General features: G+C 70.2%; 25 protein-coding genes and 3 pseudogenes. 11 read left to right on the top strand and 17 right to left on the bottom strand.

All coding sequences use genetic code 11. The features are described from left to right. Positions 1 to 91: 91 nt before the first annotated feature. Both AB0M92_RS24530 and AB0M92_RS24525 read right to left on the bottom strand, forming a co-directional pair. Positions 92 to 532 carry a hypothetical protein gene (locus AB0M92_RS24530; RefSeq protein WP_366104418.1) on the bottom strand — a complete coding sequence of 147 codons (441 nt, stop codon included), beginning with the start codon at positions 530 to 532 and terminating at the stop codon, positions 92 to 94. Between the two features lie 1214 nt (positions 533 to 1746). Then, positions 1747 to 1980, bottom strand: a complete 234-nt coding sequence (locus AB0M92_RS24525; protein ID WP_366104417.1) for a hypothetical protein — start codon at positions 1978 to 1980, stop codon at positions 1747 to 1749. 295 nt (positions 1981 to 2275) lie between these two features. On the opposite strand from AB0M92_RS24525, the gene AB0M92_RS24520 reads away from it, so the two are divergent. Next, the gene (locus AB0M92_RS24520) at positions 2276 to 2551 is read left to right on the top strand and encodes an isoamylase early set domain-containing protein (protein WP_366104416.1); all 276 of its coding nucleotides are present in this window, start codon (positions 2276 to 2278) and stop codon (positions 2549 to 2551) included. Here AB0M92_RS24520 and AB0M92_RS24515 read toward each other — a convergent pair. From AB0M92_RS24515 to AB0M92_RS24500, 4 genes and pseudogenes are all read right to left on the bottom strand, one after another. After that, complete coding sequence (locus AB0M92_RS24515; protein WP_366104415.1) at positions 2548 to 3117, bottom strand: hypothetical protein; 570 nt, start codon at positions 3115 to 3117, stop codon at positions 2548 to 2550. The two genes, AB0M92_RS24520 and AB0M92_RS24515, sit on opposite strands and share 4 nt — an antisense overlap. Positions 3118 to 3268: 151 nt before the next feature. Beyond that, on the bottom strand, positions 3269 to 3787 hold the full coding sequence (locus AB0M92_RS24510; protein ID WP_366104414.1) for a proline dehydrogenase: 519 nt from the start codon (positions 3785 to 3787) through the stop codon (positions 3269 to 3271). Between the two features lie 53 nt (positions 3788 to 3840). Further along, positions 3841 to 4308, bottom strand: a pseudogene (locus AB0M92_RS24505) (transposase); the annotation flags it as partial. 216 nt (positions 4309 to 4524) lie between these two features. Continuing rightward, complete coding sequence (locus tag AB0M92_RS24500; RefSeq protein ID WP_366104403.1) at positions 4525 to 4686, bottom strand: hydrophobic protein; 162 nt, start codon at positions 4684 to 4686, stop codon at positions 4525 to 4527. A gap of 426 nt (positions 4687 to 5112) precedes the next feature. Here AB0M92_RS24500 and AB0M92_RS24495 point away from each other — a divergent pair. Further along, a pseudogene (locus AB0M92_RS24495) lies at positions 5113 to 5823 on the top strand (IS5 family transposase). A gap of 53 nt (positions 5824 to 5876) precedes the next feature. Next, entirely contained in the window at positions 5877 to 6401 is a 525-nt protein-coding gene (locus AB0M92_RS24490) for an ATP-binding protein (protein WP_366104413.1), read from the top strand. 76 nt (positions 6402 to 6477) lie between these two features. Here AB0M92_RS24490 and AB0M92_RS24485 read toward each other — a convergent pair whose 3' ends face one another. From AB0M92_RS24485 to AB0M92_RS24470, 4 genes and pseudogenes are all read right to left on the bottom strand, one after another. Beyond that, the gene (locus tag AB0M92_RS24485; protein ID WP_366104412.1) at positions 6478 to 6618 is read right to left on the bottom strand and encodes a hypothetical protein; all 141 of its coding nucleotides are present in this window, start codon (positions 6616 to 6618) and stop codon (positions 6478 to 6480) included. Positions 6619 to 7037: 419 nt separating this feature from the next. Continuing rightward, a pseudogene (locus AB0M92_RS24480) lies at positions 7038 to 7236 on the bottom strand (HNH endonuclease); the annotation flags it as partial. Between the two features lie 489 nt (positions 7237 to 7725). Then, positions 7726 to 9021, bottom strand: a complete 1296-nt coding sequence (locus AB0M92_RS24475; RefSeq protein ID WP_366104411.1) for a competence protein CoiA family protein — start codon at positions 9019 to 9021, stop codon at positions 7726 to 7728. A 315-nt stretch (positions 9022 to 9336) separates the two neighbouring features. Beyond that, entirely contained in the window at positions 9337 to 9687 is a 351-nt protein-coding gene (locus AB0M92_RS24470; RefSeq protein WP_366104410.1) for a MerR family transcriptional regulator, read from the bottom strand. Positions 9688 to 11291: 1604 nt separating this feature from the next. Between AB0M92_RS24470 and AB0M92_RS24465 the strand changes: the two genes are divergently transcribed. Then, the gene (locus AB0M92_RS24465) at positions 11292 to 11465 is read left to right on the top strand and encodes a CsbD family protein (RefSeq protein ID WP_366104409.1); all 174 of its coding nucleotides are present in this window, start codon (positions 11292 to 11294) and stop codon (positions 11463 to 11465) included. Positions 11466 to 11539: 74 nt separating this feature from the next. On the opposite strand, the gene AB0M92_RS24460 is transcribed toward AB0M92_RS24465, so the two are convergent. From AB0M92_RS24460 to AB0M92_RS24450, 3 genes are all read right to left on the bottom strand, one after another. Beyond that, complete coding sequence (locus AB0M92_RS24460) at positions 11540 to 11986, bottom strand: DUF2267 domain-containing protein (RefSeq protein WP_366104408.1); 447 nt, start codon at positions 11984 to 11986, stop codon at positions 11540 to 11542. A gap of 71 nt (positions 11987 to 12057) precedes the next feature. Then, complete coding sequence (locus AB0M92_RS24455; protein ID WP_366104407.1) at positions 12058 to 12453, bottom strand: DUF2267 domain-containing protein; 396 nt, start codon at positions 12451 to 12453, stop codon at positions 12058 to 12060. 106 nt (positions 12454 to 12559) lie between these two features. Further along, the gene (locus AB0M92_RS24450; protein WP_366104406.1) at positions 12560 to 12994 is read right to left on the bottom strand and encodes an Hsp20/alpha crystallin family protein; all 435 of its coding nucleotides are present in this window, start codon (positions 12992 to 12994) and stop codon (positions 12560 to 12562) included. Between the two features lie 129 nt (positions 12995 to 13123). Between AB0M92_RS24450 and AB0M92_RS24445 the strand changes: the two genes are divergently transcribed. Then, positions 13124 to 13792: an HSP18 transcriptional regulator gene (locus tag AB0M92_RS24445; protein ID WP_366104405.1), complete on the top strand. Its 669-nt coding sequence runs from the start codon at positions 13124 to 13126 to the stop codon at positions 13790 to 13792. A gap of 49 nt (positions 13793 to 13841) precedes the next feature. After that, positions 13842 to 14186, top strand: a complete 345-nt coding sequence (locus tag AB0M92_RS24440) for an STAS domain-containing protein (protein WP_366104404.1) — start codon at positions 13842 to 13844, stop codon at positions 14184 to 14186. 644 nt (positions 14187 to 14830) lie between these two features. Here the strand turns inward: AB0M92_RS24440 and AB0M92_RS24435 are convergent. Beyond that, a complete protein-coding gene (locus tag AB0M92_RS24435) occupies positions 14831 to 14992 on the bottom strand; it encodes a hydrophobic protein (protein WP_366104403.1) in 162 nt (53 codons plus the stop codon). Positions 14993 to 15474: 482 nt separating this feature from the next. Here AB0M92_RS24435 and AB0M92_RS24430 point away from each other — a divergent pair, with 482 nt between their 5' ends. The 3 genes from AB0M92_RS24430 (at position 15475) to AB0M92_RS24420 (ending at position 18390) form a co-directional block, all read left to right on the top strand. Next, the gene (locus AB0M92_RS24430; protein ID WP_366104423.1) at positions 15475 to 16332 is read left to right on the top strand and encodes a SigB/SigF/SigG family RNA polymerase sigma factor; all 858 of its coding nucleotides are present in this window, start codon (positions 15475 to 15477) and stop codon (positions 16330 to 16332) included. A 79-nt stretch (positions 16333 to 16411) separates the two neighbouring features. Beyond that, positions 16412 to 16858: a hypothetical protein gene (locus AB0M92_RS24425; protein ID WP_366104402.1), complete on the top strand. Its 447-nt coding sequence runs from the start codon at positions 16412 to 16414 to the stop codon at positions 16856 to 16858. 449 nt (positions 16859 to 17307) lie between these two features. Beyond that, positions 17308 to 18390, top strand: coding sequence for a hypothetical protein (locus tag AB0M92_RS24420; RefSeq protein WP_366104401.1), 1083 nt, complete (start codon positions 17308 to 17310; stop codon positions 18388 to 18390). Positions 18391 to 18818: 428 nt separating this feature from the next. Here AB0M92_RS24420 and AB0M92_RS24415 read toward each other — a convergent pair whose 3' ends face one another. Next, positions 18819 to 19229, bottom strand: a complete 411-nt coding sequence (locus tag AB0M92_RS24415; protein WP_366104400.1) for a helix-turn-helix domain-containing protein — start codon at positions 19227 to 19229, stop codon at positions 18819 to 18821. Between the two features lie 102 nt (positions 19230 to 19331). Here AB0M92_RS24415 and AB0M92_RS24410 point away from each other — a divergent pair, with 102 nt between their 5' ends. Further along, a complete protein-coding gene (locus AB0M92_RS24410) occupies positions 19332 to 20252 on the top strand; it encodes an alpha/beta hydrolase (protein WP_366104399.1) in 921 nt (306 codons plus the stop codon). A 547-nt stretch (positions 20253 to 20799) separates the two neighbouring features. Beyond that, positions 20800 to 21297, top strand: a complete 498-nt coding sequence (locus AB0M92_RS24405; RefSeq protein ID WP_366104398.1) for a DUF4232 domain-containing protein — start codon at positions 20800 to 20802, stop codon at positions 21295 to 21297. Between the two features lie 157 nt (positions 21298 to 21454). Here the strand turns inward: AB0M92_RS24405 and AB0M92_RS24400 are convergent, their stop codons facing one another. Then, the gene (locus AB0M92_RS24400; RefSeq protein ID WP_366104397.1) at positions 21455 to 25603 is read right to left on the bottom strand and encodes a tetratricopeptide/SEL1-like repeat protein; all 4149 of its coding nucleotides are present in this window, start codon (positions 25601 to 25603) and stop codon (positions 21455 to 21457) included. After that, positions 25600 to 26055 (bottom strand): hypothetical protein, encoded by a 456-nt coding sequence (locus AB0M92_RS24395; protein ID WP_366104396.1) that lies wholly within the window; start codon positions 26053 to 26055, stop codon positions 25600 to 25602. Before AB0M92_RS24395 ends, AB0M92_RS24400 begins: the two co-directional genes overlap by 4 nt. Between the last annotated feature and the right edge of the window lie 145 nt (positions 26056 to 26200).

Below are 26200 nucleotides of genomic sequence, written 5' to 3'. Positions count from 1 at the left end.
ACGATGCCCGGCCCTTCAAGTGGACCAAGACCGCCGACCAGATCCTCGACCGCATCTGCCGCTACTGCGACAGGATCTCCGAACCAGGTCACTAGTCGACGATCACCAACTCCGGCAGGGAGCCGGAAGGGTCAGGAGGACAGTCTGTAGGAGGGCCCTCGGCCGTGTGCCTCCAGACACGCACGTAGGTAGCCCTGCCCGCCCAGGTGCCGAGGTCTGCAGTGTCGGCTGTGTATTCCTGCCAGGCAATTCCCCGCTCAGCGAGATCGAGCCGCGCGTTTGCCGGCCTCGCTGCCCACACAGTGACGTGGGACAACGCATCAATGTCCTGCCTGAAGGGATTTTCCGGATCGGCCGCCACAGTCGGGGCCTGCACAGATCCGAGACGGTGAAGTCCGAGGCGGGACAGCGAGTACGCCACTGCGGCTTCGCCTTCATCGCCCCTGTCGGCGGGCACCCTGACAGACGCCCCCTGGTAGCAGGCCGCCTCGTAGAGAACCGACTCCACCGCCTCACTGACGCCATCACGCATGGGGAACCTCCAGGAGCTGCAAGGCCAGCTGGCCAAACAGCCGGACCCGTTGAGCCCACGTCTCCAGCATGGCAGGCGGCCCGCTCCGCCCGTTCCTGCTCGCTGACTTGATCACGCACACCTGACCTGCCGAGGTCAAGGACAAGCTCAAGCATCCCGACCCGCCGTCCTCGGGGCGTCGGGGGCGCCAAATTCTGGCGGTCGTCACCCGCCGCATCCCCCACGAGGAACAGCGCACCAGGACCAGCCCCCATCTACACAGACGCCAGCCGTTGGCCACCGTCAAGGTGGTCTCCGGCAAGCCTTGCCCCAGTCCGCCTTGGCGATTTGGTCCGGCAGCCGCCGATCACCCGGCCGCAGCCCGGCGCGAACCCGGGGGTCAGCCCGTGCCCGGCCGGCGGATGGGGGTAGCGGTTCAGCTCGAAGCGAGTGCCGTCAGCGGCGGCCAGTGGCCAGGATGACGATGAACTGGCCGCCGCCCGCCTTCGAGGCCGACGGTCACCGGCAGCCCCGGTACCAGTCGGGAGAACCGGTCCACCAACCGTCCAAGCGATCAAATAGAGGTCACGTCCTCCGCATGCCCCGGGAGCCCCGGTGACCACCCCGACACCCGCCCCGTACCTGGGCACCGGGGCAGACCGGCTCCTGCCCGAAATGCCACGCACCGACATGCTGCTACGGAGTCGGCGCTGCGCCCCCGAGCGTGTGGCGCGCAAGGCCGCGCGGCCGGCACGTTAGGGGGCTGAACCGTGGACGAGCCCCCCCGCGCCGTTGCGCCTTCAGCTCCTGCGGTTCCTGGCAAAGGTCCAGGAACCGCAACCGCAGCGAAACCGCGACTGGACCGCCACCGAAGTGCAGCACGCAGCCGAGGCCGTACGAAGCCTGCGTCACCGCCCCCGGACTGCCAGATCGAGCGCGGCATCGGCTTGGGCCGGCTCCCGATGCGCGTCCACGCCGGAGGTCTGCTGGGACGTACGCAAGCGCTGTACGGCCATAACCGTGGACGAGGCGCGGAGGGCCCTGGTCGAAGGCATACCCGCCCGTATCCACCGCCGTCGCGACACCATGCTCGGCGTGCTGGAGTGAGCGGATACGCGCAGGGTGGAGGAATGCGCCCCGACCTGCGCGTGGTCGTTTACCCACCGGACGCTGAGGGCGCGCGTGCTGTCCGCGTCGGCGGCGAGATGCTTGGCCGCGCCCTTGGCCCCGGCGACCTACTGGAGTTTCTGCGCCGCGCCGCCTTGGTCCCCGACGGCGTCCACCTCGACGGCCCACTCCTGATCGAGTGGCGCGGCGGCGGGCCAGCCGTCTGGAGCCCGGACACCGGCGGAGCACGAGCACAGTAGTCGGGCCGCCATCTCGCCGGGGTTGCGGCCCGACTGCTGCACGGTCAGCGACTTGGGCCGCCGGAAACGGCTGCCGATGGATCCCGGAGACCTCTTCTCCATCATCCTCACCTGACACACCGCCTCCGGCCGCCCCGTTGGGTGAAATGGGGCGTAGACGTGTGCCTCACCTGAGCAGCCCACACGGCGCGCAGCCCGGGCACGTGCGTGGCACGGTGACAGAGCGAGGTCCACGCACGGCGGGGCCCGGCCGGACGACAAGCCACCCCGGCCGGGCCCCGCCACGCACGCCCCACCCGGCAGTACCTTCTCCGCCTCCGGCCGTGCGCCACGGCGGCTGGCCGCGGCAGGGGCCACACTTCCCGCACCCCGACGACTCTTCACCGATGGAGATCCCGTGCTCGAACGCAAGCGGCAGGGCAGCCGGACCGAAGTCACCTTCGTCCTCCCCGAAGACACCCCCGAAGGGCCGGTCAGCGTCGTCGGCGACTTCAACCAGTGGAACCCCGCCACCCACCCCCTTCAGGCGCGAGGCGACGGCACCCGGGCCGCCAGCGTCGCCCTCCCCGCACACACCAGCCACTCCTTCCGCTACCTCGCCGCCGGCGACTACTGGTTCGACGACCCCACCGCCGACCACCACGACGGCACCAACAGCCGCCTCCACACCTAATCGCGGCCGAAACCTGCACCGACGCTGCCCCAGAACACCACGTGGCTCGGCGTACATGTGAAACGGTGACCGATCGCAGTGGGGCGGCGCGGTGTAGTGCCCGGGTCAGTGATATTCGGCGTCGGTATGATCCTGGTGCCGGGGCCGGCGGCTGGGGCGGGGCCCGGGGCTGGGGCGCGGCGGGTTCCGGCTGCGGTCAGCTGCGTGCCGCGCCGCCGCCTTCGGCGGTGACCAGCCAGGAACTGCTGCGCAGCCACACCCCCCGTGTTCGTCTCATGGCGCTGCAGGGCGGCTGCCAGTGCCTGGCGCGCGGCGTCGCGCGGGGGCGGGGCCACCTGGTCGAGGAGGTGATCGTCCGGGGCCGGAGCCCAGGAGGAAGGCCGCCGCGTCCGCGCGTCGGCGCCCCGCTTCCACGCCGCTTCGATGTGTTGCACCTCCACCCGGCTGAATCGGCCTGTGGTGACCAGGTCGCGGATGCGGCCGGGATCGGCGAGCGGGAACATGCCGGGGCCACCAGCCTTTCCGAAGCCGCCGAGCGGCAGGATGTCCTTGAGCGAGGGCAGCACGGCGAGCCACTCGTTGGCCGTGGCCTCGGCCGCGCAGATGAAGGACAGCCGGCCGCCGGGGCGCAGCGCGCGGTGCTTGACGTCTAAGGTCTCAGGACGAACTACGCCTCAGTCTCCGGCGGTCAGGCGGCCTGGGTCGAGAGTCCCTGGGTCAGTTGGTCTTGCCAAGAGTGCTCCGGGCCGCGAGGCGGAAGTCCTTGACTGCTTGATAGAGGATGCGCTCTCGTGCGGCGGCGAGGGCGGTGTCTTCGGCCGTGTGGGTGGTGATTCCAGCGTGGGCGTGCTCGGCCATCCGTCGCATGACGTGTGAGAGATCGCTGGAGGCGTGGGCGACCCGTTCCGTGACTTCCGCGACGGATGCAGGCCCTTCGAGGATGACGATTTCGCCGGCTCGGTGGACCTCGCGGGCCAGGGCGATGAAGCGGTCTATCTTCTCGTCAAGGCTGGGCAGATCGGGTTGGTCGGAACGAAGTGCGTCGAGGATGGCGTCCATGGCTATGTCGCGGTCATGGAGCGCGCTGAGGTAGCCGGTGTATGCGTCGCGGCGGTGCTGGCGGCTCCATTGGGCGTGCTGGGACCGTGCTTGCGCACGGCTGTTCACGATTGCGGCTCCGAGGGTGGTGACGGAGCCGACGGCGGCGCCCAGCAGTGCGGCGAGTCCTGAGTCCATGGGCCCCAGTCTGGCGTTCTTGCCGTTCATCCAGTGCAGCGGGGCTTTGTTCCGAACTCGCCGCCATGCTTCGGCGGCCGGCCGTCCTTCTGGTCGTGGACACGGGCGGTGTCGGGCATCGCATGACGCGGTCCGAGCGCAGGCGGGAGGCCAGTGAGTAGGTGGGCGATGCAGGGCCCGTCGTATCCGGCGTCCAGCACCACCAGGGCCTCGGGATCGTCTTCCTTCCTGGTCTGCGGCGATCAGCCGCTCGACGAGCGCGCGGAGTTGGACGGCGGTCACCGCGGCGACGTCCGCCCCGGGTTCCAGGCGGACAGCCTCCGGCACTGCGGTCCATGATGTGCGGCCAGTCTCCAGGGCGGCCACGGAGGAGTACGGCCAGCCCGGCACATCTGATACTTGCCTTCGCCCCGGCCGAACGTGCGGCAGAACGAGCGGTCCGGGCAGGTGCTGGCGTCCGGCCGCAGCCACGGCGAGACGTCGACGGCCAAGTCCAGCCGGCCATCCGGTGTCCGGGGCAGGGCTGAGACGGGCGCCGATCGGTGGAGGCGAGCAGATTCCCCTGCTGCGTCACGACGACCACCCCGACTGCTCGCGCGGATACCCGCAGTGCCCGCTCTCACCCCCCGCAGATCCGTCTCCGCGATCGGGCGCGCGGACATGACGGTGGCGTGCGCCCTCGACGAGAGCGCACGCCACCATCTGTAACTCGTGCCGGCCGCGCCGGCGCCGTCGGGCTACCAGCGGTACCAGCGGCCGCTGCTGCCCTTGGGACGGGCAACGAAACCGATCAGCCACAACACCAGAACCGCGATGGCGACCCACCAAAGGATCTTCAGCGCGAAACCGGCACCGGCGAGAATCAGGACGAGCAGAAGCACAAGAAGCAGGGGAACCATAGTTATCAACCTCCGAAGCGCCGTGTGCCCGCACGCCTGCCGCCCATGCGTGCGATTTTTATCTGTTTCTTAATTGGGGCAGCGGGCAACAGAACGCAGCCCGCGTTCCACGGCGCCCGCGCGAGGCCAGGCCGGCTGCGGCCGGTGGGCGCCCCCGCGGGCAGCCGCCGCGCCGTGTTCGCACGAAGTCCGGCCCCCGCCGGTTCCTGACCAGGGCTGGGTCAGATTGTCCGCGCCCCCGGCCGGAGGCAGTACGGCCGGCATCCACGCCGGCTCACCACCGCCGCAGGTTGAGGGGTGGGTGTGAGGACGCTGCGCCGAGGCCCAGTCCGCGGCACGCTCCTTCTGCGACCGAAGTGGCACAGCTCTTAAGTCCTGTCCGGCTGATCATGTGACGGTCGCCTCGCGTGGGTCATTGTTCGGTTTGTGGGGCGGGGCGATCTGACGAATGACGAGTGGGCGCGACTTGCGCCCCACCTGCAGAAGTCCGATGCCGACGCCCGGGGCCGGATCGACTGGAGCATGGTGAGTGTGGACTCCACCTCGTGCCGAGCCCATCAGCATGCTGCCGGAGCTCCGTGCAGGACGCCGCGAGTTCCCAAGCCGAAATCAACACCTCGGCAGCGCCACCTCGACGAAGGACTCGGTCGTTCGCGGGGCGGTCTGACCTCCAAGATCCACCTTGCCGGGGGGGAAGGCGGTCTCCGCCCTCTGGCGCTGCTGATCACTCATGGTCAGTGGGGGGGGACAGCCCGCAGCTGATCCCAGTCCTCGAACGCATCCGGGTTAAGCGCCTCGGCGGTGGGCATCCACGCACTCGTCCCGACCACTCGGGCGGCGATAAGGCATACAGCTCCCGCCGTAATCGCCCGCTACCTATGCAGACGCCAGATCAAACACACCATCCCGGAACCGAAGGACCAGCGAGCCAACCGCAGGCGCCGAGGAAGCCGAGGAGGCCGAGGAGGGCGGCCAGCGGGCTTTGACATGGAGAGATACAAGCGCCGCAACGAGGCCGAGCGCACGATCAACCGGCTCAAGCACTTCCGCGCCCTGGCTACGCGCTACGACAAGCGCGCCTACGTCTTCCACGGCACTGTCACCGTGGTGTCCCCCCGCCTGTGGCTCAGCCCGTGATCGGGCGGATAAAACGGTGGCTTCCTGATTCGCTTCCCTGCCACGATCCGGGGGTGACCACGTTGTTCCTGATGATCGGCCTGCCAGGGGCCGGAAAGACCACACGGGCTCGGCAGCTCGCCGCAGAGCACGGCGCGCTGCGTCTGACGCCCGACGACTGGATGATTCCCCTGTTCGGCGAGGCGGAGGCGGACGGGAAGCGCGACGTGCTGGAGGGCCGCATGCTCTGGCTCGCCCTGGAGGCGGTCAGACTGGGCACCAACGTCGTCGTGGACTACGGCTGCTGGTCACGGAACGAACGGTCCGCGATCCGCTGGCTGGTGGAGGCCGAGGAGGCGTGCTTCCGCATGGTCTACCTGCCGGTGGACGAGGAGACCCAACGCACCCGTATCGCCCACCGCTGGGCGACCACCCCCGAGGAGACATTGCCAATGTCCGAGGCCGACATCCTGCACGGGCGCGCGCATTTCGAGGAGCCCGACGCCGCGGAGCTGGAGGGCCACAGGGGCGCCGGCCCGCCGCCCGGGTGGGTCGACTGGCGGGAGTGGGCCGCCGACCGGTGGCCGTCGTTCGCGTGACTGCTGCGGCCCACGACAACTCAGCCGTACCCGGCGTGCCTGCACAGCCTGAGATGATCCGCCGGACAGCCCCTGGTCAGCGGCGTATCAGACGGGCCCGCAGCTCGTAGAGATCGGCGAGGCCGGCCCGCTCCACCAGCAGCGACAGCAAACGGTCAATCCCGCCGTCGTCACCCGCGTCGACCGCATCGACGATGTCCTTCACAAGTCTGCTCATAGACATGGAATCAGGCCTGTTCACAGCCGACCCCTACCCACCAGCGCAGCCCAGCAGACCGCTCACACGAGTGCCCTGCCCCCTGAAAGCCGCAGACAGAACCTCGCTGTCAGCCTGCCCGAACACGACCGGCCGGTATCGATGATTGAGGAGCTGGCGCTGCAAGGTTGCGAACCCCATATCGCCGCGTCGGCCGCGGCCCGGGCGAAGGCCTCCAGCGCCGACAGGCGTTCCAGACCGCTCGCACGTTATAGGGCGCGGCCGCGGAACTTGTCGGGTTGGGCTAGAGGCCAGGACCACTCGGGTGCGATGACGGTGTCGAGCTGGTGACGCTGACCGCTCACGGTCTTCGCCTGGCCATGGGTCTGCGCTACTTCGCGTAGGTGGGCGTGGGCCGTGAGCTCCACGTGCGTGCCGCCGCAGCCGGCCGCGTTGTCCAGCAGCCGCTCGCGCTCCGCCGCATCGACCCAGGCCCCAACGGAGCTTGGCGGCCGTCCACTCCGCGCCGTACCGGCACAGCGCATCCATCGACGGCGGCAGCCACTCGGCGGGGTCCTGGTCCGCCTTCGACCGGTTCGAGCGGGCCGTCACCGCGACCAGGAAGGACGGCTGGCTCTGGTGTTCGCGTACGCTTCGCGCCTTTGCGCGGGACGCCGGCCGTCCGAGACGTGGTGGAAGGAGATGAGGACCGCCTGAGAGGCCTTGGCCGAGGTCCCGCCGCCCGCGGACCGCGAGGCCGTGCGCGAGAAGTACCTGCGCCGCGTCATCCCCAGTTCACCGGCCACCAAGTCGAGGACGCACCTGGACCACCGCCCACGGCGATCTCCGCTACGACAACGGCACGCGCGGCTCGCACATCCTCGACTGGGAAGGGTGGGGCCGCGCCCCGTACGGCTACGACGCGGCCACCTTGTACCTGTATGCCCTGCTGGTCCCCGAGACGGTCGCCCGCGTCCGCACTGAGCTCGCCCGCCCCCGTCCTGGCCCGGCCTGAGGCACGCACCGGCCTGCTGACCGTCTGTGCCCCAATCCTCCAGGCCCAGGACCGCATCGACTTCTCAACCGAGCTCGGCGGCCCCGTACGCGAGTACCCGCCGTAGGAGCCCGTCACACCTGGTTGGTCCTGTTGGACCCAACGGGACCAATTGGTGAACCTGAAGCCCCGAGAGGGGAGACTCGTACGAAGTTGCTGTGCCCGGTGACCGGGTTCAGCACGGCCACCTTCAGCGCCCCCCTGGCGGCAGCCTGGATGCGAGAGAGCCACATCTGATTCGGCACCAGGATCGTCAGGTTTTCCGGCCACCGCGCGAGCGCTCGGGGATCGGGACAGACCACACCGGCCAGATCGAACTCGCCGCCTGTCCATCTCGCCCGCGAATAGACGAGCAGTCCGTTCCCGTGGGCCGGGCTCTGGTCGCCGTACTTGATCGCCTTGCCGGATGCAGACCGGACCATCTGCGTGAAGGTCTCCCATACCAAGGCATCCAGGCCCGCGTACTCGAAGAAGCCCGCCAGCCGCTGCAACTCCGCTTCCCGCACACGCTTGCGTTCCAGCGCGCGTTCCTCGGCGTCTCGGCGGCGTTGCGCAGCAGCAGCGGCCCTCTCCGCGGCCTCCTGACGGCGACGCTCGGCATCGGCGGCCCGCTTGACGGCCTCGGCCTCGGCTTCCAGCTGGGCGCGGGAGAGGGCAAGGCGCTCGTACGCGGGAGCCGTCCACCACACCGTGCCGTTCATGCGGGTGTGGACGTGCACCCGCTCTTCTAGGACCCACTTGATCGCGTCACCGAGCGAGCAGGTTATGTGCTCCCACTTCGCCTTCGCCTTCAGGGTGCGCGGTGCCCAGAGGTAGCGCACCATCCCGTGCCAGACTTTCCAGGTCTCTCCCCGCTGCTGCGGGAAGCGGACCCGCAGCGAGGGCACGGCGCGCTCCCACGGCCGGTCCTGCAGGGAGACCCAGCACACCGCCACTCCGTCTCGTGCGTAGCGGTCCGTACGCATCCGGGCGTCCTGCGGCGTCATCGGCGAGAGCTGCGCCTCCAACGCCATGAAGGGCTCGCCGTGTTCGTCGAAGACCATCACGTCGGCGCGCCAGTTGCGGGTCTCGCTGCTGACTTCCAGCTCTGCCCGCCAGCCCGCTGCCCGGGCCGCCATGGCCAGTTCCAGCTTCAACAGATGGTGCTCAGGGGACTCGTTCGCCAGCTCGCAGTCTTCGGGCCGTACCTGGTGGTAGAAGTGCCGGGCGCTGCGCTGGGAGACCCGGGCGAAGACTCGTCCCCGGCACTCCGGACACTCCAGCTCCAGCTCCTTGACGCGATGGACGTCCGTCCAGGCGCGACCGCACCCGAGATCGTCCAGTGACGCGTCCAGCCTGCCCCATAACGGGTGTACAGCCGTGTATCCCATGAGCCCCCCCTCGTGCGCCCCACCGCCAGCGTCCCCAGCACCGGGTGGGCTCACGCCCTGGTGCCTGTGCGCCGCCGGGTCCTGCCCGCCGTCCTGCGTCGGGCGGAGGACGACACCCGTTACGGCCGATGTCCGCTTCGCAGGTCGCGCTCCCTTCCACACGGTACGGACAGGGGCAGCCGCGATCCAACTACGGAGGAGCCGCGTGCCGTTCCGTGTGGGGGTCACTCTCCTGGTCGGTCACCACGGGAAACAAGTACACGTCGTGGACCGGGTGCGGGCAGGCCCGCCGTGGGGCGGCAGGCGCGTCCCAGGTCACGCCGCGGCCGTGGGATTCGCCGATTCGGCCGCGCGTCGGTATTCGGCGTTGATGCGCTGGGCATCTTCGAGCTGGTCTTCGAGGATGACGATCCGGCAGGCCGCCTCGATGGGAGTGCCCTGGTCGACGAGTTCCCGGGCGCGGGCGGCGATGCGCAGTTGGTAGCGGGAGTAGCGGCGGTGTCCGCCCGCGGAGCGCAGTGGGGTGATCAGGCGGTGTTCGCCGATGGCCCGGAGGAAACCCTGGGTGGTGCCGAGCATTTCGGCGGCCCGGCCCATGGTGTAGGCGGGGTAGTCGTCGTCGTCCAGGTGACCGCCGAGCGGGCCGGTCGGGTTGTCTGCTGTCATTGCACCTCTCTGTGGAACGCGTGGAGGGGCCCGGGAGCATGTGGCTCCCGGGCCCCGAAGGAACTGCTACACCATCTGCCGACCCTAGTCCTGCGTCGGCCTTCTGTTTCCGCCTGCCCGGCCTGAGCTTCGCCGGGGGTGCGGGGATCGCGGTTGCTTGACCGGAGACCACCTCACTATCGATGTCCTGCGGTACCCGGACTCAGACTTCCGCCCGGGCGATCCTGATGGCGCTTGGCTCCTCCGTTCTTCCCTCTGGATCAATCACTTACCAAACGGGAACTGCGTACTGCTGGTGTTGCGTCCTGCTGGTGGCCTCTTCCAGCGCCACTTCGGCAGCCAGCCCCGTCGCCCATCCTGCATCTGCTCTGGCTTAGAACCCCACTGCCGAACCTCCCGGTGCGCGCGCCCGCAGCCGACGCCTTCACCGAGGTACTGCGCACTGACTTCACTGCTGGTACTGCCAACTGCACTTACTACGGGTACTGCCACTGCGGTACTGCCTGCGGCGGCCCCTGATCACTGCGGGCCACCCGGTCCGGCCACCAGCCCCGTCGCCGTCCTGCAACTGCTCTGGCTTCGAAACTCCGTCACCGCACCGTCCTGCGCACTGCAACTACCGGTACTGCGGTCCTGCTTCCCGGCAGTTCGTCTCTGCCGGGCCCTTCGATCTCTTCGGGCTACGAGAGAAACCATAGCCAGCCCACAGCCCAATGTCTACTCCAGCCAACATAGATTTTCGGGCGTTCGACGATGAGGTAATCGACCTCGAACGGCGATACCAAAAGCCCTGGTCAGCGGCGTTCGCCGGGTTGCCAGCCCCAGCCGGGGCGCAAGCACTGATCTGACAGGAGCAGGCATGGGCGACTGAAAGACCTGGTGAACCTGATGAATACGCTGAGCCTCGACATCGCGGCCGCCCGCTCCACCGTCTCCGTCGCCGACGCCGACGCCGACGCCCGCGAGCGCACCCAGCCCTTCCTCGACCGCCTCGCAGGCCCGGTCGGAGCCGGGACCGCCGACAGCGCGGCCCTGGTCTCTTGGAACTCGTCACCAACGCCCTGCGCCACGCCGGCGAAGCTGCACCCTGGACCTGACCGCCCACCCCGACAGCATCGAGGTGGCCGTCCACGAACCCAGCGGCGATGTGACAGGCGGGGGCAGGGGCCACAGGATGGTGTCTGCGAGGCGGAAGAATCGTTTCGATGGCGTGAGGCCGATCATGGGGAGGTCGAGCCGAGTCGACACCGTCGGAAGGGCACTGTCGTGATCCATGCTTCGCTGGTATGCCGAGCCTGTTCCGGCACCCTCTACGCCGTCTCCGCCAACGGCGGCGGCACCGTATCCCTGCCGACGTGGAAGGTCGACCACGACCGCACCCCGGCTTCCTGTCCTCTGCGCTCTCTACTGCCGCTGGAAGGAACAGCCGCTCACATCCATGAGCTGCCCGACGCCGGCCACGTCCTGACAGGACCCGCCTGACCTCTCCCGGCCCGCCGGCGCCATGCTCGGGCCAGGCGATGGTGCCCCGTTCGTTTAGGAAGGGTCCCAGCGGTCATACGCGGCGCTGTAAGACGTTTTCTACGAGCAGGGAGTGATCAGCTGTGTCTGGTGAGCAGAAGGCCGAGGCGAAGGGCGAGCAGGCCAAGGGCAAGCTCAAGGAGACCGCTGGCCGCCTGACGGGCAACGAGCGGATGGCCGGCGAGGGCCGCGCGGAGCAGGCCAAGGGCGACGCGCGTGAGGCCAAGGAGAAGATCAAGGACGTCTTCAAGCACTGATGTTCACGCCGTCAGGGCCGGGACCGCAAAGCGGTCCCGGCCCTGACGCATGTCGGCAGGCAGCTGGCGGGGCGTCAGGCGGCGGCGGGCTGGGGCCGGGGCAGTTCCGCCTGGCCGAAGAGGAGGGCGTAGCCGCCCGGGAGCCGGCGCAGGATCCGGGCGAGGAGGTCGGGTCCGGCCAAGCGGGCGACGACCGCGAGGACGGCCCCGGTGTCCCAGCGGGTCGTGGCAGGAGTGGCGCCGGTACGGGCGGCCAGGTCTTTCACGAAGCCCCAGCCGGTGAGGGGCTCGGTGTCGGGGATCTGGGCGGTCAGGGTGAGGGCGGCATCGATGGGCAGGCACTGGGCGAGGTCGATGCGCTCGTCGCCGGTGAGCTGGCGGCCAAGGGCACCCAGGACGTGGTGGACGGCTTCGGCGGCGCGTTCGCGGGTGGGGTAGGCGCCTTCGTAGCGCACGCGTTCCAGCATCTGGTCGAACGTCATGGCCGTCTGGGAGGCGTTCGGTCGAGGCTGGTCGTACATGGCTGCGGTTGCCTTTCTCTGCGATGGGTGTCCGGCCTCGGGCCGGTGGTGGTCTGGTGGGTTGGAGGGGGTCAGGTGGGTTGGGCGTGCCCGAAGAGGAGGTCGTAGCCTGGCGGGAGCTGGAGGAGGATCTCGCGGGTGAGGTCATCGCCCGCGGTGGCCGCTGCCGTGGACAGGACGGCGCCGATGTCCCACGGGGCCGTCTTCTCGCTGGCGCCCTCGATCCAGGCCGCGGTCGCACGGACGAACCGCTCCGCAGAGAGCGGCTCCGCCGCCTGCAGCGGGTTGAGGAGGATCAGGGCGTACGTCTCGGGGAGGCGGGCGGCGAGTTCGGCCCGGACCGTGCCGACCAGGTGTGCGCCGAGCAAGGCCAGTACGACGCGGGCTACCCGGTCGGCTTCCTCCATGGTCGCGTACTCGCCGCGTTCCCGGACGTCGGACAGGAACGACTCCCTGCGGATCGACATCACGTCACCTCCGGTGAAGGTGGAGAGGCCAAAGAGGGGGTGCGGAGGGTGGGTGCCGGAGGGGGAAAGGGGCTCTCCCACCCTCCGCGACCGGCTGAGGGGCCCTTCAGCCGGAGATCTGCTTGCGCCCGGATCCGGCGCCGATGCTGACCTTGCGGGGCTTGGCGCGCTCGGCGATCGGGATGCGCAGGGTCAGGACACCCGCGTCGTAGTCGGCCTCGATGCGCTCGGTGTCCAGGGTGTCGGCCAGCATGATCTGGCGGGAGAAGACGCCCAGGGGCCGCTCGGAGAGCTCCATCTTCACGGAGTCGGCCTTGGCGACCGGGCGGCGCTCCGCCTTGACGGTCAGCATGTTCCGCTCGACGTCGATGTCGATCGCCTCGGTGCTCACACCCGGCAGGTCGAAAGCGATGACGTACGCGTCGCCCTCGCGGTAGGCGTCCATCGGCATGACCGACGGCTTCGACCAGGTACCCGACGTACCCGACAGCTGCTGGACGATCCGGTCCATCTCGCGGAACGGGTCAGTGCGCATCAACATCGCGAAACACCTCCAGTTGGTTCAGGCAGAAACTGCCAATGCGCTTCAACGTGCTTCCGTTGTAACATGTCATCCAAGCGATGACAAGCAAGGTGTCATCTGAAGGATGACACGGCTACGGAGGGCCCCATGAACGAAGCCGCCAAAGCGGCCGCGCCCACTACACCAGTCCCCTTCCACGCTGCGGCCGCTGCGTTGCAGGCCATCGACCAGTCCATGAAGGACGCGCAGCGATCCGCCGCCCGGACGCCGGTCACTGCTGGGGCCGACGCGGGCCCGCATCCGGCACTGGCGGCATTGCTGATGCTGCGGGAGATCCGCGAGGAGCTCGCATCGTGGGAGAGCGGGCTGATCGAAACCGCGCGGGAGGCGGGTGCGAGCTGGGCCGAGCTGGCCCCGCCTCTCGGCGTGGCCAGCAGGCAGGCAGCCGAACGCCGCTACCTGCGCCTGCGCCCTGGAGCTGCGGACACCACCGGCGAACAGCGTGTCCAAGCCGTCCGCGACCAGCGCGCCGCCGACCGCACCGTCTCCGCCTGGGCCGGGGAGAACATCGCCCCCCTGCGCCAGCTCGCCGGCCAGATCATCGGACTGACCGACCTGGCCGCCGACTCCGACGACCAGATCAAGACACTCACCGCGGCACTCGGCGAGGACGGGGCGGCACAGCTCGTCGAAGCCCTCACCGCCACCCACCAAGCCCTTCGCCCCGACCACCCCGCACTCGCCGAACGGGTCGACGAACTACGCGAGCAGACCAGGCGTCTGCGCTCCGGCAGCGACGACAAACGCCGGGCATGAACCCTTCATCAGCTCATTCCTCCCGCCACGCAACCAGGAGCCTCTTCTTATGATCATCAACCGTGAACCTCACCGCATAGGGGCCGGCTTTCCCGTCGCAATCCTTGAGGACACGGTGACGGTCCGGGCGCACGGCGAGATGGACCTGGTGACCGCCGAAGACCTGAAGCACGCTCTCGCCGAGGCACTACGGCACGCCTCACCCGCCCGGCCGGTCCTCGTCGACTTCAGCCAGGTCACCTTCTGCGACTCCGCCGGCCTCAACACCCTCATCACCGCCCGCATCACGGCCGAGACCCACGGCATCCGAATCAGTCTCACCGGCCTTAACCACCAGATCCGACGACTCCTCGAAGTCACCGGCACCCTCCCCCTCTTCACCACCAGCGCATGACAGCGCGCCACGGCTGCCACCTGGGGCTTAGCGCCGCAGGCACACCTGACCCCAACAGGACTCGCCGATGCACGGGGCTCGCCCCGCTCTCATCGCCGTCCCGGCAGGCGGGCCCAAGGGACTGATGGGGCTGGAATTCGGACCTTCCGCACCGCGGGGATCCTCTACGGGGCTCACGCCCTGCCGCCGCACAGCCTCTGAACAGCGCGGCACAGGGCGGCCTCGGGGCGGCCGTTTGGGGCCGGAGATCGGGGACACACGGCGTCGTGACGGCGGCGTCTTCGCCGACGGACGACGCCGCGACTGCTGGCCGCACCGGCACCCCTTCCCCCCGGTTGCCGGGGTGCGGGACGCCGCCTCCGCACCCCGGCAACCAACACCCCGAGTCGCCACCGGCTCCAGCGGGCACACGCCTGCCGACGTTCGGGGGCCGGGACGGGCGCCGATCGGTGGAGGCGAGCAGATTCCCCTGCTGCGTCACGACGACCGCCCCGACTGCTCGCGCGGATACCCGCAGTGCCCGCTCTCACCCCCCGCAGATCCGTCTCCGCGATCGGGCGCGCGGACATGACGGTGGCGTGCGCCCTCGACGAGAGCGCACGCCACCATCTGTAACTCGTGCCGGCCGCGCCGGCGCCGTCGGGCTACCAGCGGTACCAGCGGCCGCTGCTGCCCTTGGGACGGGCAACGAAACCGATCAGCCACAACACCAGAACCGCGATGGCGACCCACCACAGGATCTTCAGCGCGAAACCGGCACCGGCGAGAATCAGGACGAGCAGGAGAACAAGAAGCAGGGGAACCATAGTTATCAACCTCCGAAGCACCGAGTGCCCCCGCGCCCGCCGCTCATGCGTGCGATCTTTATGTGTTTCTTAACCTCATCGGCGGGCATATGCACTCGCTCACTCCCCTGCCCCCAGAGCGGGATGACGTCGCGGGCCGTGCACGCTTGCCCGGCCGCTGCAAACGTCCTACGCGTTGAGCCGACGCCGTTTCCGCCCCTGCTCCACGGCGCCGGTACGGCCATCCGCGGCGGGCCCCGCTCCTCTTCGGAGCAGCCCGCTCTCACACGCGGCCGGCCACCACAGCCCCGTTCCGGCTGACGCCCGGAGCGCACCGGGTCGCGCGGCACGACGCGCCTTGATGCCGGATACGGGAAGCACATTTCGTGTATTTCTTGACGGGTGTACTGGTCAGGCCTGATGATCTGACCGCAGCGGGGCGCCACGAGGCGCGGGCCGCACCCTTCGAGGAGCTGAGAATGAACGTCCTGGTCACGCCGTCGATGTCCGCGTCCTCCCGGAGCTTCCACGCGGACGTGGCTGAGGCCGATACTCGCCTGCCTCGGATCGCCGAGCCTCGCGAAGTGGCCCCCGCCGACGCCCGCTCCCTGTCACAGGTCTTCTTCGAACGCCTTCAGCACCTGGAGGAGGGCACGCGGGACTACCAGTTCGTGCGCAACACCCTCATCGAGATGAACCTGTCCCTGGTCCAGTTCGCCGTCCGCCGCTTCCGCAACCGCGGCGACGGCACGGATCTCGAAGACCTGGTCCAGGTCGGCACCATCGGTCTGATCAAGGCCATCGACCGCTTCGACCCCGGCCTGGGCAACGGGTTCGCCACCCTCGCCCTCCCCTACATCACCGGGGAGATCAAGCGCCACTTCCGCGACACGACCTGGGCCGTCCACGTCCCCCGCCGTCTGCAGGAACTCCGCGCCGACCTGGCCCAAGGCAAGGAAGAACTCGCCACGCTGCTGGACCGCGAGCCGAAGGTCAGCGAACTCGCGGAACATCTCAACCTCACCGAGGAGCAAGTGATCGAGGGCCTCGTCGCGGCCAACGGATACTCCAGCCAGTCCCTCGACCACAGCCAGGACGACACCGCCGACGCAGCCCCCCGACCGCTGGCCGAGGTCCTTGGCGCCGAGGACTCGGCAATCGAACTCTTCGAGGAACTCCACGCCCTCGCGCCACTGCTGGAACAGCTCGACGAGCGGGAAAAGCTCATCCTGGAGATGCGCTTCGGCCAGGAGATGACACAGGCGCAGATCGGAGCCCGCCTGGGCATCTCCCAGATGCAGATCTCCCGGATCCTCACCCGCACCCTGACCACACTCCGCGAAGGCCTCCTGACCCCCTGACCGGCACAGCCCCTGTAGGCATCCGGCCGCCGCGCCCACGCTTCACAAGGGCCAGGGCGGCCGGCCCCGTATTCCAAGATTGGCCAACAACCACGTCGAACGCCTGCTCTCCGCCAGCAAGGGCGAGTCCATCGAGGCACTCAACGCCCACTGGAACAAGGTCAAGGGCAAGCACGTCAAAGACCTCCCGGATGCGGCACGCACCATCGCCGGCGCTATGGACCTTGCCGCTGACGCGGTCTGCGCCATGAAGGCTGCCGCCGAGGTCCAGCTCGGCTACTTGGCCGCCGAGGCGGGTATCGCGCTCTCCCTCATCCCAGTCACCGCAGGCCTTTCATCACTGTTCGGCGCCGCCGCGATGCGCGCCACCCAGGAGGTGGTCGAACGCCTCATCAAGGAATGCGTCGAGGAAGCGGTCGGCTACATCGTCTCGGTCACGGTGACGGTCGAAGGTCTTCCCGCGGGGGCGGTCGCCGTGGTGACCGTGACCGCCGGCCCCACCGCCGTGGGGCGGGGCCGGTGGTAGAGCCCGTGGTCGGTGACGGTCTCGACGGCGAGCTACTGGACGCCGACGGGAAGAGAACTCAGCCTGCGTCCGCCGCTCAGCCCGGCACGGCAAGGGATTCCGGCGCCGCGGCGGCAGGGACGTGCCCCTGCAGTTCGACTCCGGCAAAAGACGGTCCGCGCCAGCGGTCCGAACTTGCAGGTGAACCTGCCCGAAGGGCGCCCGGCAATTCGGATGACGCGGCATGCTCCGCCTGCTCGCGGGCATTCGGGCCGTCCCGTGCGCCGGGGACGGCCGTGCGGTGGCTGCTCTTGTCGGTGGCAGCCCGCATGGGGCGGGGGCAGGTGAATAGTCGTCAGTGCGGATCGCTTCTCTGTCACCCTCAGCCCCTCGTGTATCCGCCGTGTCGCGGGGGAGATACAGAGCGCAATCCGGCCCACGTTCAGTACATGCCAGAAGGGGAGCAGTTCTTGCCCGCCGATCACCGTCTCATCTGCCTGCCGGGCGTGCCCAGCGTCACCATCCACAACCCGTTCCCGATCCGCGTCCACGCCGATGAGTGGACGGCGGAAGAGCACGTCCGCGCATGGGTGCGCCGCTTCCGCCTCGTGACCACCGATGCGGCCGCCGCACATTTCGATCAGGCGGAGTTCGGGCGTTTCGCCGCCCGGATCAAACCCGACGCCATCGACATCCGCACCATCGCCGAATGGGTGTCCTGGCTCTTCCTGGTGGACGACCAGTTCGATGACGCGGGCGATCCCGCGTCCCAGGCGCAGGCCGTCGACCGGTTCGTCGCGGAGCTGCGGGCCGTCCTGCCGGTGGACCTGGGGCCAACCCCCGTGCCGACATGCCCCGGAACGGCGGCGGCCGCCGACATGTGGCCGCACACCGCACCGCCGATGAGCCGCTCCTGGCGCATCCGCTTCATCGACCACATCTGCGACTACATCGACCTGTACCGGGAGGAGATCGCCTACCGGCGTTACACCACCCCGCCCACCGCCGACGAGTACATCCCCTACCGGCGAATCATCGGCGCGGCCGACCCGACCTTCGACCTCATCGAAGTGGCCGAAGAATTCAGCCTCGACCCTGCCGTATTCGACAGCGGCATCTACCAGCAGATGCGGCTGGCCGGGAACGACATCGCCTGCTGGACCAACGACATCCTCTCCCTCGCCAAAGAGTCCGCCCGGGGTGACCTCAACAACCTCGTCGCCGTACTCCAGCACCATGACCGGCTCTCCCTGGAACAGGCCCTGAACAAGACCGCCGCCATGATCAACCAGCGCGTCGGCACCTACGTGCGGCTACGGGACGAGTTCACCAACGCATTCCACGACTTCAACCTCCCCGTCAACGACTGGTACAAGACCGTCAGCGCCGTCCACGGACTGGGCACCTGGGTCGCCGGCAGCCTCGACTGGCACCTCCTGTCAGGCCGCTACACCCGCATCGAACACACCGAACCCGGACAACACCCCAGCTACTTCGAACCCGTCACCGAACCCGTCCCACAACCAACCAGACCGAGCGCCATCCCTGCCTGACCGGCATCCCACCAGCGCCGGGGCAGCAGGAGCTGGGGGCGGGTCAGGGTGCCGGTGACGGCGCCGACGATCGCTTCGGTGGTGGCTCTGCGGCGGATCTTGGTCCCGCCGCGGTAGCCGGGCAGAGGGCGTCGTAGCAGTTCCTCGCCGTCGAGTTGCAAGAGGTCGAAGGCGACGAAGTAGGCCAGCCATCGGGTGGCCAGGTCCAGGGCCGGGGCCCGCGTGCGCGGCCTGAGGGCCGGCGCTGCAAAGCCTGACGAGCGGAGGAGGTCCGGGACGGTGCGCGGGCGGGGCTTGGAGCCGGTGGGGCTGGGATGGTTCTCCAGGGAGGTGAGCTCGTCGTCGCGGGCCCGGTTGGCAGCAGCGCGTTCGTGTTCGCGTGAGGCGGGCGGCGAAGTGCGTGAGGACCGGGGCGTGCTTGCGCCTCCCTATCCTTCAGCGGCCTTCTGGGCGGCGGCTTCGTTGGCACGGTCGATCTCGGCCATGTGCTCCTCCGCCCAGGTCCGCAGCCCCGCAAGCGCGGCTTCCAAGGACAGTCCGAGCCCGGTGAGCCGGTAGAAGACCTGCGGCGGCACTGTGGGCTCGACCCGGCGCGACACCAGCCCGTCGCGGGTCAGGTTCCGCAGCGTCACGGACAGCATCTTCTGCGATACGCCGGGCATCCGGCGTTTCAGCTCCGCGAACCGCACCTCGTCCGGCTCCGCATCTGCGAGCGTCTTGACGGCCATGGACGTCCACTTCGTGCCGATGCGGTCCAGCAACTGCCGCGTCGGACAACTGGGATCGAACAGATCGCCGCGTGCCCCGTGACCGGCGCCCCGGGCTCCACCGGTGGTCACCTCTGGCTCACCGCCTTACCTCAAAGTGCCGTCTGGGAAGCAATCGTTCAGTTACCTATCGTTGCCTGGTCACCAATGGTAACCGCTCGGGGAGGCTCCCTCATGCCCGTCACCACCGCACACCACCTGCGCCGCATCGCGACGAACGGCGTGCAGCTCAACGTCGCCATCGCCGGCGAGGGGCCCGCGGTCCTCCTGCTGCACGGCTTCCCGCACACCTGGCAGCTCTGGAGCGGGATCATGGACCGACTGGCCGCGCACTACCGGGTCATCGCCCCGGACCTGCGAGGCTTCGGCGCCAGCGCACGCGCCGCCGAGGGTTACGACGCAGGCACCCTCGCCGCCGACGTCGAAGGCTTGCTTGACGCACTCGGCGAACCCTCGGCCGCGGTGGTCGGCATCGACGCGGGCGCTGCCGTCGCATTCCTGCTCGCGATGCGCCGGCCCGGTCTCGTCCGGCGCCTGGTCTTGATGGAGGCACTGCTCGGCCGCTTGCCAGGAGCAGAGGGCGTTGTCGCGGGCGGGGAACCGTGGTGGTTCGGCTTCCACGCCGTCCCCGGCCTCGCCGAGAGCGTCCTGGCCGGTAACGAGGCCCCGTACGTCGACTGGTTCCTCGACTCGGGAACGCTCGGGCGGGGGGTACCCGGCGGCATCCGTGCAGCCTTCGTCCACGCGTATGCCGGGGCCGAGGCCCTTCGCTGCGCGTTCTCCTACTACCGGGCCCTTCCCGTCAGCGCGCAGCAGATCCAGGACGCAGTCGCGACGGCTCGGCTGACCATGCCCACCATGACCGTCGGTTCTCACCCCGTCGGCCGCGGGCTCCAACTCCAGCTGCGCCCCATCACCGATGACCTGATCGGACACCACCTCCACGACTGCGGCCACATCATCCCCCTGGACCGCCCCGACGCGCTGCTCACGCTCCTCACTCCCTTCCTCGGCTCCGATCTGAAATCTCCCCCTACGTCTCCCCGCACTGACGGAGGGTCGGGCTCGCCGACGACGAGAGGTTCGAACGCTTGAAGGCCGAGTCGTATGCGTGGACGTCACTGACACCACGCTCCAGGCCGCGCAGCTCCTGGACGCCGAGGGCCGTTCCACCGTCCGCGGCGCCCCACCGCCCTGCGGTCCACGGGAGTGGCCGGCCGCGCGTGGGTCGCATGACCGGTTCATGCGGACGTTCGGCGCGCTGCCGGCTTCCAGGGACCGTGCGGCGGGGTGATGTTGGTGACATGAGTGCCCCGCGCCAGAACGGACTGGTCTCCTGACCGCGACGGCGTCCGGGTGGACCACCGAGGAGACCCGCACCGGCCCCCAGGTCGACTGGACGTACCCACCGCGAGCGCCATCCTCCGCCAGGAACTCGAAGCCCTGCTGAGCGACCTCAGGGCCGCCGCCGAGGCCCGCACCACCACCGCCCGAGCCGCCCTGCGGCACTGGCGTTTTGAGCACAAAGACTGGTTTTTTGGCATTTGGGGAGTGTCGTGAGGGAGCGCCGGGCAGGAATTCCCCGCCCGTGACTCCGTGGGGAACCTGGGGTAACCAGTTGGAACAGCAGGGAGAGTTCAGCATGCGCACCAGCCGTACGTCCCTCGTCGCCGTTGCCGTTGCCTTGGCGGCGCTCGCGAGCGCGGGTACCGGGCAGGCCGCGACAGCGGGCGCCGCCGCCCCGTCGGCCTGCCGGCCGGCCAACCACCTCGCGAAGATCACGCAGGACCGGGCCAGTGCCGGGCACGTTCACTTCCGTGTCACCCTGACCGCCCCGAAGGGTTACGCGCCGTGCCGCCTCGCCGGCTCCCCGACCGACGTGGCCTTCGCGCACCGGGGCACACCGCTCGGCATCACGGCCGGACGCTACGGGGACCAGACCGCCCCGGTGACCTTCGGGCCCGGCCGGCCCGTCCACTTCGACATCCAGGTCCCCGACAACGGCCACCGCGCCCCCGCCGACGGGGCGTCGTTCACACTCAGGGCCCCCGACGGCGAGATCCCCGGAACCTCGGCCGCCGACGGCCCCTTCGAGGTGGCCGCCGGCACCGTCATCGGCCCCGTCCGATCCGGAGCCTGACCGGCTCTGACCCGGCCCGGACACCCGCGCAGGGCCCGGCGGGTGGGCATCAACCCTCCCCACGCAGCCCGGGTCGAGGCGGCAGGCCTGACGAGACAGTCGCCCTGACTTGCGGGGCGGGGGGGCAGCCCGGGTTCGGCGCGGCGGTTTCGGAGGGTCAGTCGGGTGCGCGGAAGCCCCAGCGGCGCCGGGGCTTCTCCCCGGCCCCCCTGAACAGTCGGCCGCTCAGCAGCTTCGCGGCCGTCGGGTCACCGGCCGCCGCGGCCCGCCTGTACCACTGTTCGGCCTCCGCTCTGTGCCCGCCGTGGAAGAGCAGGTACCCCATGTTGACCATCGATGTGACATCACCGGCGTCACCCGCGCGCCGCAGCCACGGCTCGGCTTCGCGCCACTTGCCGAGCTCGCAGAGCAGGCTCCCGAGCGGCCCCATCGCCCCGGCCTCCCCTCCCTCGGCGGCCCGCCGGAGCCACCGCTGCGCTTCCGGGGCCCGGCCGGTGCGCCCGAGCAGGAGCCCCAGGTTGACCATCGAGCCCAGATCTCCCGCGTCGCTCGCGCGCCGCAGCCATGGTTCGGCCTCGTGTAGCTTCCCCGCCTCGCACAGGCGGATGGCCAGGGCGGCGATGGCAGGCAGGTGCCCGGACCCGGCGGCCCGGCGGTACCACTGCTCGGCTTCGGCAGGCCGCCCGGTGTTCTCCATGAGTACGCCGAGGTCGTACTGGGCACGGTCGAATCCGGCGTCCACCGCGCGCCGGTAGGCGTCCTCGGCCTCCTGCGTCCGGCCCGCCGTGTAGAGGAGCGTTCCGAGGTTGCTCATCGCGCTCGCGCTGCCGGCGTCGGCGGCCTGTCGCAGGAACGGTTCCGCTTCTCGTGCCCGGCCGCTGTCGTACAGGAGGACGCCCAGGGTACCGGCGGCTCGTGGATGGCCTGCCCGTACGGCCTGGCGCAGCCGGAGTTCGGCCTCCTCCGCCCGCCCGGTGGTCTCCAGGAGGACCCCGAATTCGTAGAGGGCGGTGGTATCGCCCGCCTCGGCGGCCTTGCGCAGCCACGCCTCCGCCTGGGGTCCGCGGCCGGTCCTGATCAGTCGTTCGCCGAGCAGGCTCATGGCGGTGACATCGCCGGTGCGGGCGGATCGCTCCAGCCAGGGTTCGGCCTCGTCGGCCCGGCCCCGGGCGAGCAGGGCTCCGGCCAGGAGCACGATGGCCGTGGGCTGGCCGGTCTCGGCGGCGCGCCTCAGCCATGGTTCGGCCTCATCCATCCGGTCCGCCTGCTCCAGCAGACGCCCGAGGTGGATCATCGCGGGTACGTGGCCCTCCTCGGCTTCAGCCCGGTAGGCGCGTTCGAGGTCGTCCCTCGCGTCGGGTCCATCAGGTCCGGCCGGTCCGGCCCGTCCGGCGGTGGATGTCTCCGCGCGCCGCCGGGCGGCCGTGAGTCGCATGTCGGCGGCCTCTTCGGCCCGGCCGACGCGTTGCAGCAGGTCGGCGAGGAGTGCGTATCCGCCCAGGAGGTCAGCGGTGTACGCCTGCGGGTTCCGCTCCGCCAGATCACGAAAGGCAAGGACGGCCTGGGCCGCCGCGGCGAGTCCGCCATCGAGGTCGGTGTCCAGTACGGACCTGACGAACGCGTACGACCACTGGGCGCGCGCCAGCTCCGGGAGGTGGGACCGGGAGTCGGATGCACTCCCCTCGCCGCCCGGTTCCCCGCTCAGTTCCTCTGCCAGCCCCAGGGCCCGGCGCGAGCAGTCCAGGGCGTCCTCGCGCCGGTCGGCCTGCGCGAGGAAGCCGGCGTGGTTGCGCAACGCCGCGACCAGGCCCACCAGGTACGCGCCGGGGTTCTCGTCGGCCAATTTGCCCCAGGCCGTGATCGCCTGCCGGGACCGGTCCAGGGCTTCTTCGCGGAGCCCGAACGTCCACAGGTGTCCGGTGTGCGTGGTCAGGGCACTGGCCAGGTCCGGCAGGTGGCTTCCCGGAATGATCTCAGCCAGTTCCGTGAAGTGCTCGACCGCCACGGCGGAACCGGCCACCGCCTCCACCAGGTCGCCCGCTGCGGCATCCAGGAGCGACAGGTTGAGCGACAGACGTGCCTCCATCGGGCGGCTGACGGCGCGATCGGCCTCGCCCAGGGCACGGTACTGCTCCTTGGCACGGCGATAGCAGTCGCGCGCCTCCTCGTGCCGCCCCTCCTCGTACAGCAGGGTGGCGTGATTGGCCAACGTCGTGCCCGTCGACAGCGACTGGACGCGGGGGAACGGAATGGATTCGGGCAGCGCTGATCCGATCAGCTCGACAGAGCGGGCGGAACACTCCAGGGCCTCGCGCCGCTGTCCGGCCTTTGCCAGGCGGTTGGCATGGTTGCCCAGTGCCTCCGCGAGTAGCACCGCGTGGGCGTCGGGGTCGGCCGACACCAGGGTCTCGTAGAGGTCCACGGCCTGCCGTGACCTCTCCATGGCCTCCTCGTGCTTCCCTGCGTGCGCCAGGGCGACCGCCAGCGCGGACAACGCCCCGGCCCGGTCCCGGGGCGGGGCGGCGGGATGACTGTGGAGGTCCGCGGCCCGCCGCGCGTACGTCAGGGCCTCCGCCCACCGCCCCGCGCGGCCCAGGCACAGCGCAACGTGCCGGTACAGCCCGGCCCGCCCGGCATCGGAGGCGCCGGGTTCGACGAGGGCGGCCAAGCGTACGGCGACGGCGGCCAGGCCGGTGTCGAGGTCCACGTGCGGCATGCCGCCCAGCCTCCGGAACGCGGCCCGTTGGATGGCTTCGAGGATCTCCCGGTCGGTCCCGCCGATGGCGCTGATGGCCACCAGGGCGGCGCTGCCCGCGTCGAGCGCGACGTCGGGGTGGTCGCGCAGGAGGGGGTGCAGGACCTGTTCGGCGAGGTGGGGCCATCGATCGGCCGCCGAGGCCAGGAGGGTCACGGAGCGCGGGGCGACGGAGGCGGCGCCGGGCGACGTCAGCAGTGCCTTCGGAACCCCCAGCGCCCACGGGTCGGCGCGGTACCCGGTGACCGTGTGCCCGGGCACGGTCAGTGCCAGGAAGTCCTCGGCCAGCCGGTCGGGGTAGAGCGGTTCGAGTACGGTGCGCGGGTCCATCGGCGGGTAGACGCGGGCGTGGTCGCGCAGGAGGGACCTCAGGGTCCCGGGTGCGTCGGCCACGCCCGCCCGTTGCAGGGCCGTCGCGGCCGCCTCCCAGGTGGAAGCGCCGGTCAGTGTGGCGACGAACGCGACGCTCGCCATGTCGTCCGGTGGGGTCCGGAAGTCCAGGCCGGCCGCGGCGTTCTCGTACAGCCTCCGCCAGTTCTCGTGCTCCCGCTCCAACAGGTAGGCCGACATCCCGGCCGGGTCCCGTGGGACCGTCCGTCCGTGGACGTGCGCGTCCACGGCGACGAGGGCCGCCATGTGCACCGTGAGGGTGAGCCCGAAGGCGGGGTCCGCGAGCTGCACCGCGGAGGAGGCCGATGCCGCGTCGGGGCGTCCGTACAGTTCCGCGAACTCGGTGCGCGCGGTGGCGAACATGCGCCCCCGGTCTCCCGGTTCCACGGCCAGTGGCGCCAACTCGTACTCGGAGGAACCGGCTCGTCCACCGATCATGGACTTCACCGCCGGCCACGCGTGCGGCGTGCGGGCCACCAGCAGGACCCGTACGGGCACCCGCTCCCCTCGGGCGCCGCCGCGTGGGCCACCGTCGAACATGCTGTTGGCGAACAGCCAGGCCAGGTCCCGCAGGGGCCACCGGTCGGCGTAGTCCACCAGGACGAGCAGCCCGCGGAGGTGGCCGGCGCGTGCGTCGTGACTGCCCGCGGACTCGGGCAGGACCGTTCCGCCGTGCCGGACGACGATGGTCTTCCACCCCTGACGGACGGACCGCGCGGCGAAGTGATCGGCCAGCCGGGTCTTGCCCCGGCCGCCCGGGCCGTGCAGCCAACGGACGGCCAGGGCGCGGCCTTCGTGGCTTTCGTGGCTGGCGCCCTGGGCTCCGGTGGGGCTGTGACGGCCCGCGCCCGGGCCGCGCCACCGGATCAACTCCTCCACCTCGGCCTCGCGTCCGGTGAACGGCACGACCGCGTTGGCCGCGTTGAGCAGTCGGCTGGGCTGCTCGATCCACGCCGGGTCGGGATCGCCGTCCGGCGGTTCGTGCTCGGCGAGTACGTACACGGGCCGGCCGTCACCGTGGATGTGGATGTCCGCGTTGATCGCCCCGTACGCGAAGCCGTCGAACGCGTAGACGTTCTGGACGATCCCGGCGCCCTCGGAGCCGTCGCCCCAGGACGCCTCCGCGGGTTCCTCTCCACTGGGCGACCGGGGCACCGTCATGCCTGTGTGTCCGACGAGGGGAGCGCTCCGAGACCGGGTGGGGCGGCGGGGGCGTGGTTGTGGATGCTGCCTCCGATCACGCCCTGCGCCGTCGAGTTCGGGGCGCTCGCCGTGACGTGCTGGGTGGTGGCCGTCGTGACCTGCGGGTGCTCGCGCCGGATCTCGGTCAGGAGCCGCTCCAGTTCGCCGCGGGCTGCCGGATCGGTCAGCAGCAGGTCGCGTAACCGGGTCTCCCATACCACCGCCACGCGCGCTCCGGCATCGCGGTTCTCGGGCTGTGCGTCGGCCAGTTCCCGGGCCGAACGCTCCAACTCCGCCGCCATCCGCTCCTCGGTGCCTTCCCGGCGCCAAAGCCGCGGCAGGCCCCGCGCGGCGCCCACCAGCCCGGTGGCCAACGCGGTGACAAGCACGGTGCCACCCTCGTGTGCCAAGCTCTCGATCACTTCCGACATGGTCGGCTCCTTCCCGCTCTCCTTCGACGGCGGCCCGAACGACCGCTCCACACCAGACGCTACGAGCAGACGGCCGACGACGCAGGAAGATCACCGAACAGGCAGGTCACACGAGGGCGGAGCGACCGAGCCGCGCCCGCCCGCG

The organism is Streptomyces sp. NPDC051582 (assembly GCF_040681715.1).
Taxonomy (GTDB): Bacteria; Actinomycetota; Actinomycetes; order Streptomycetales; family Streptomycetaceae; genus Streptomyces.
Note: the sequence above shows the minus strand (reverse complement) of the source record. Positions and strands in the feature narration are given on the sequence as shown.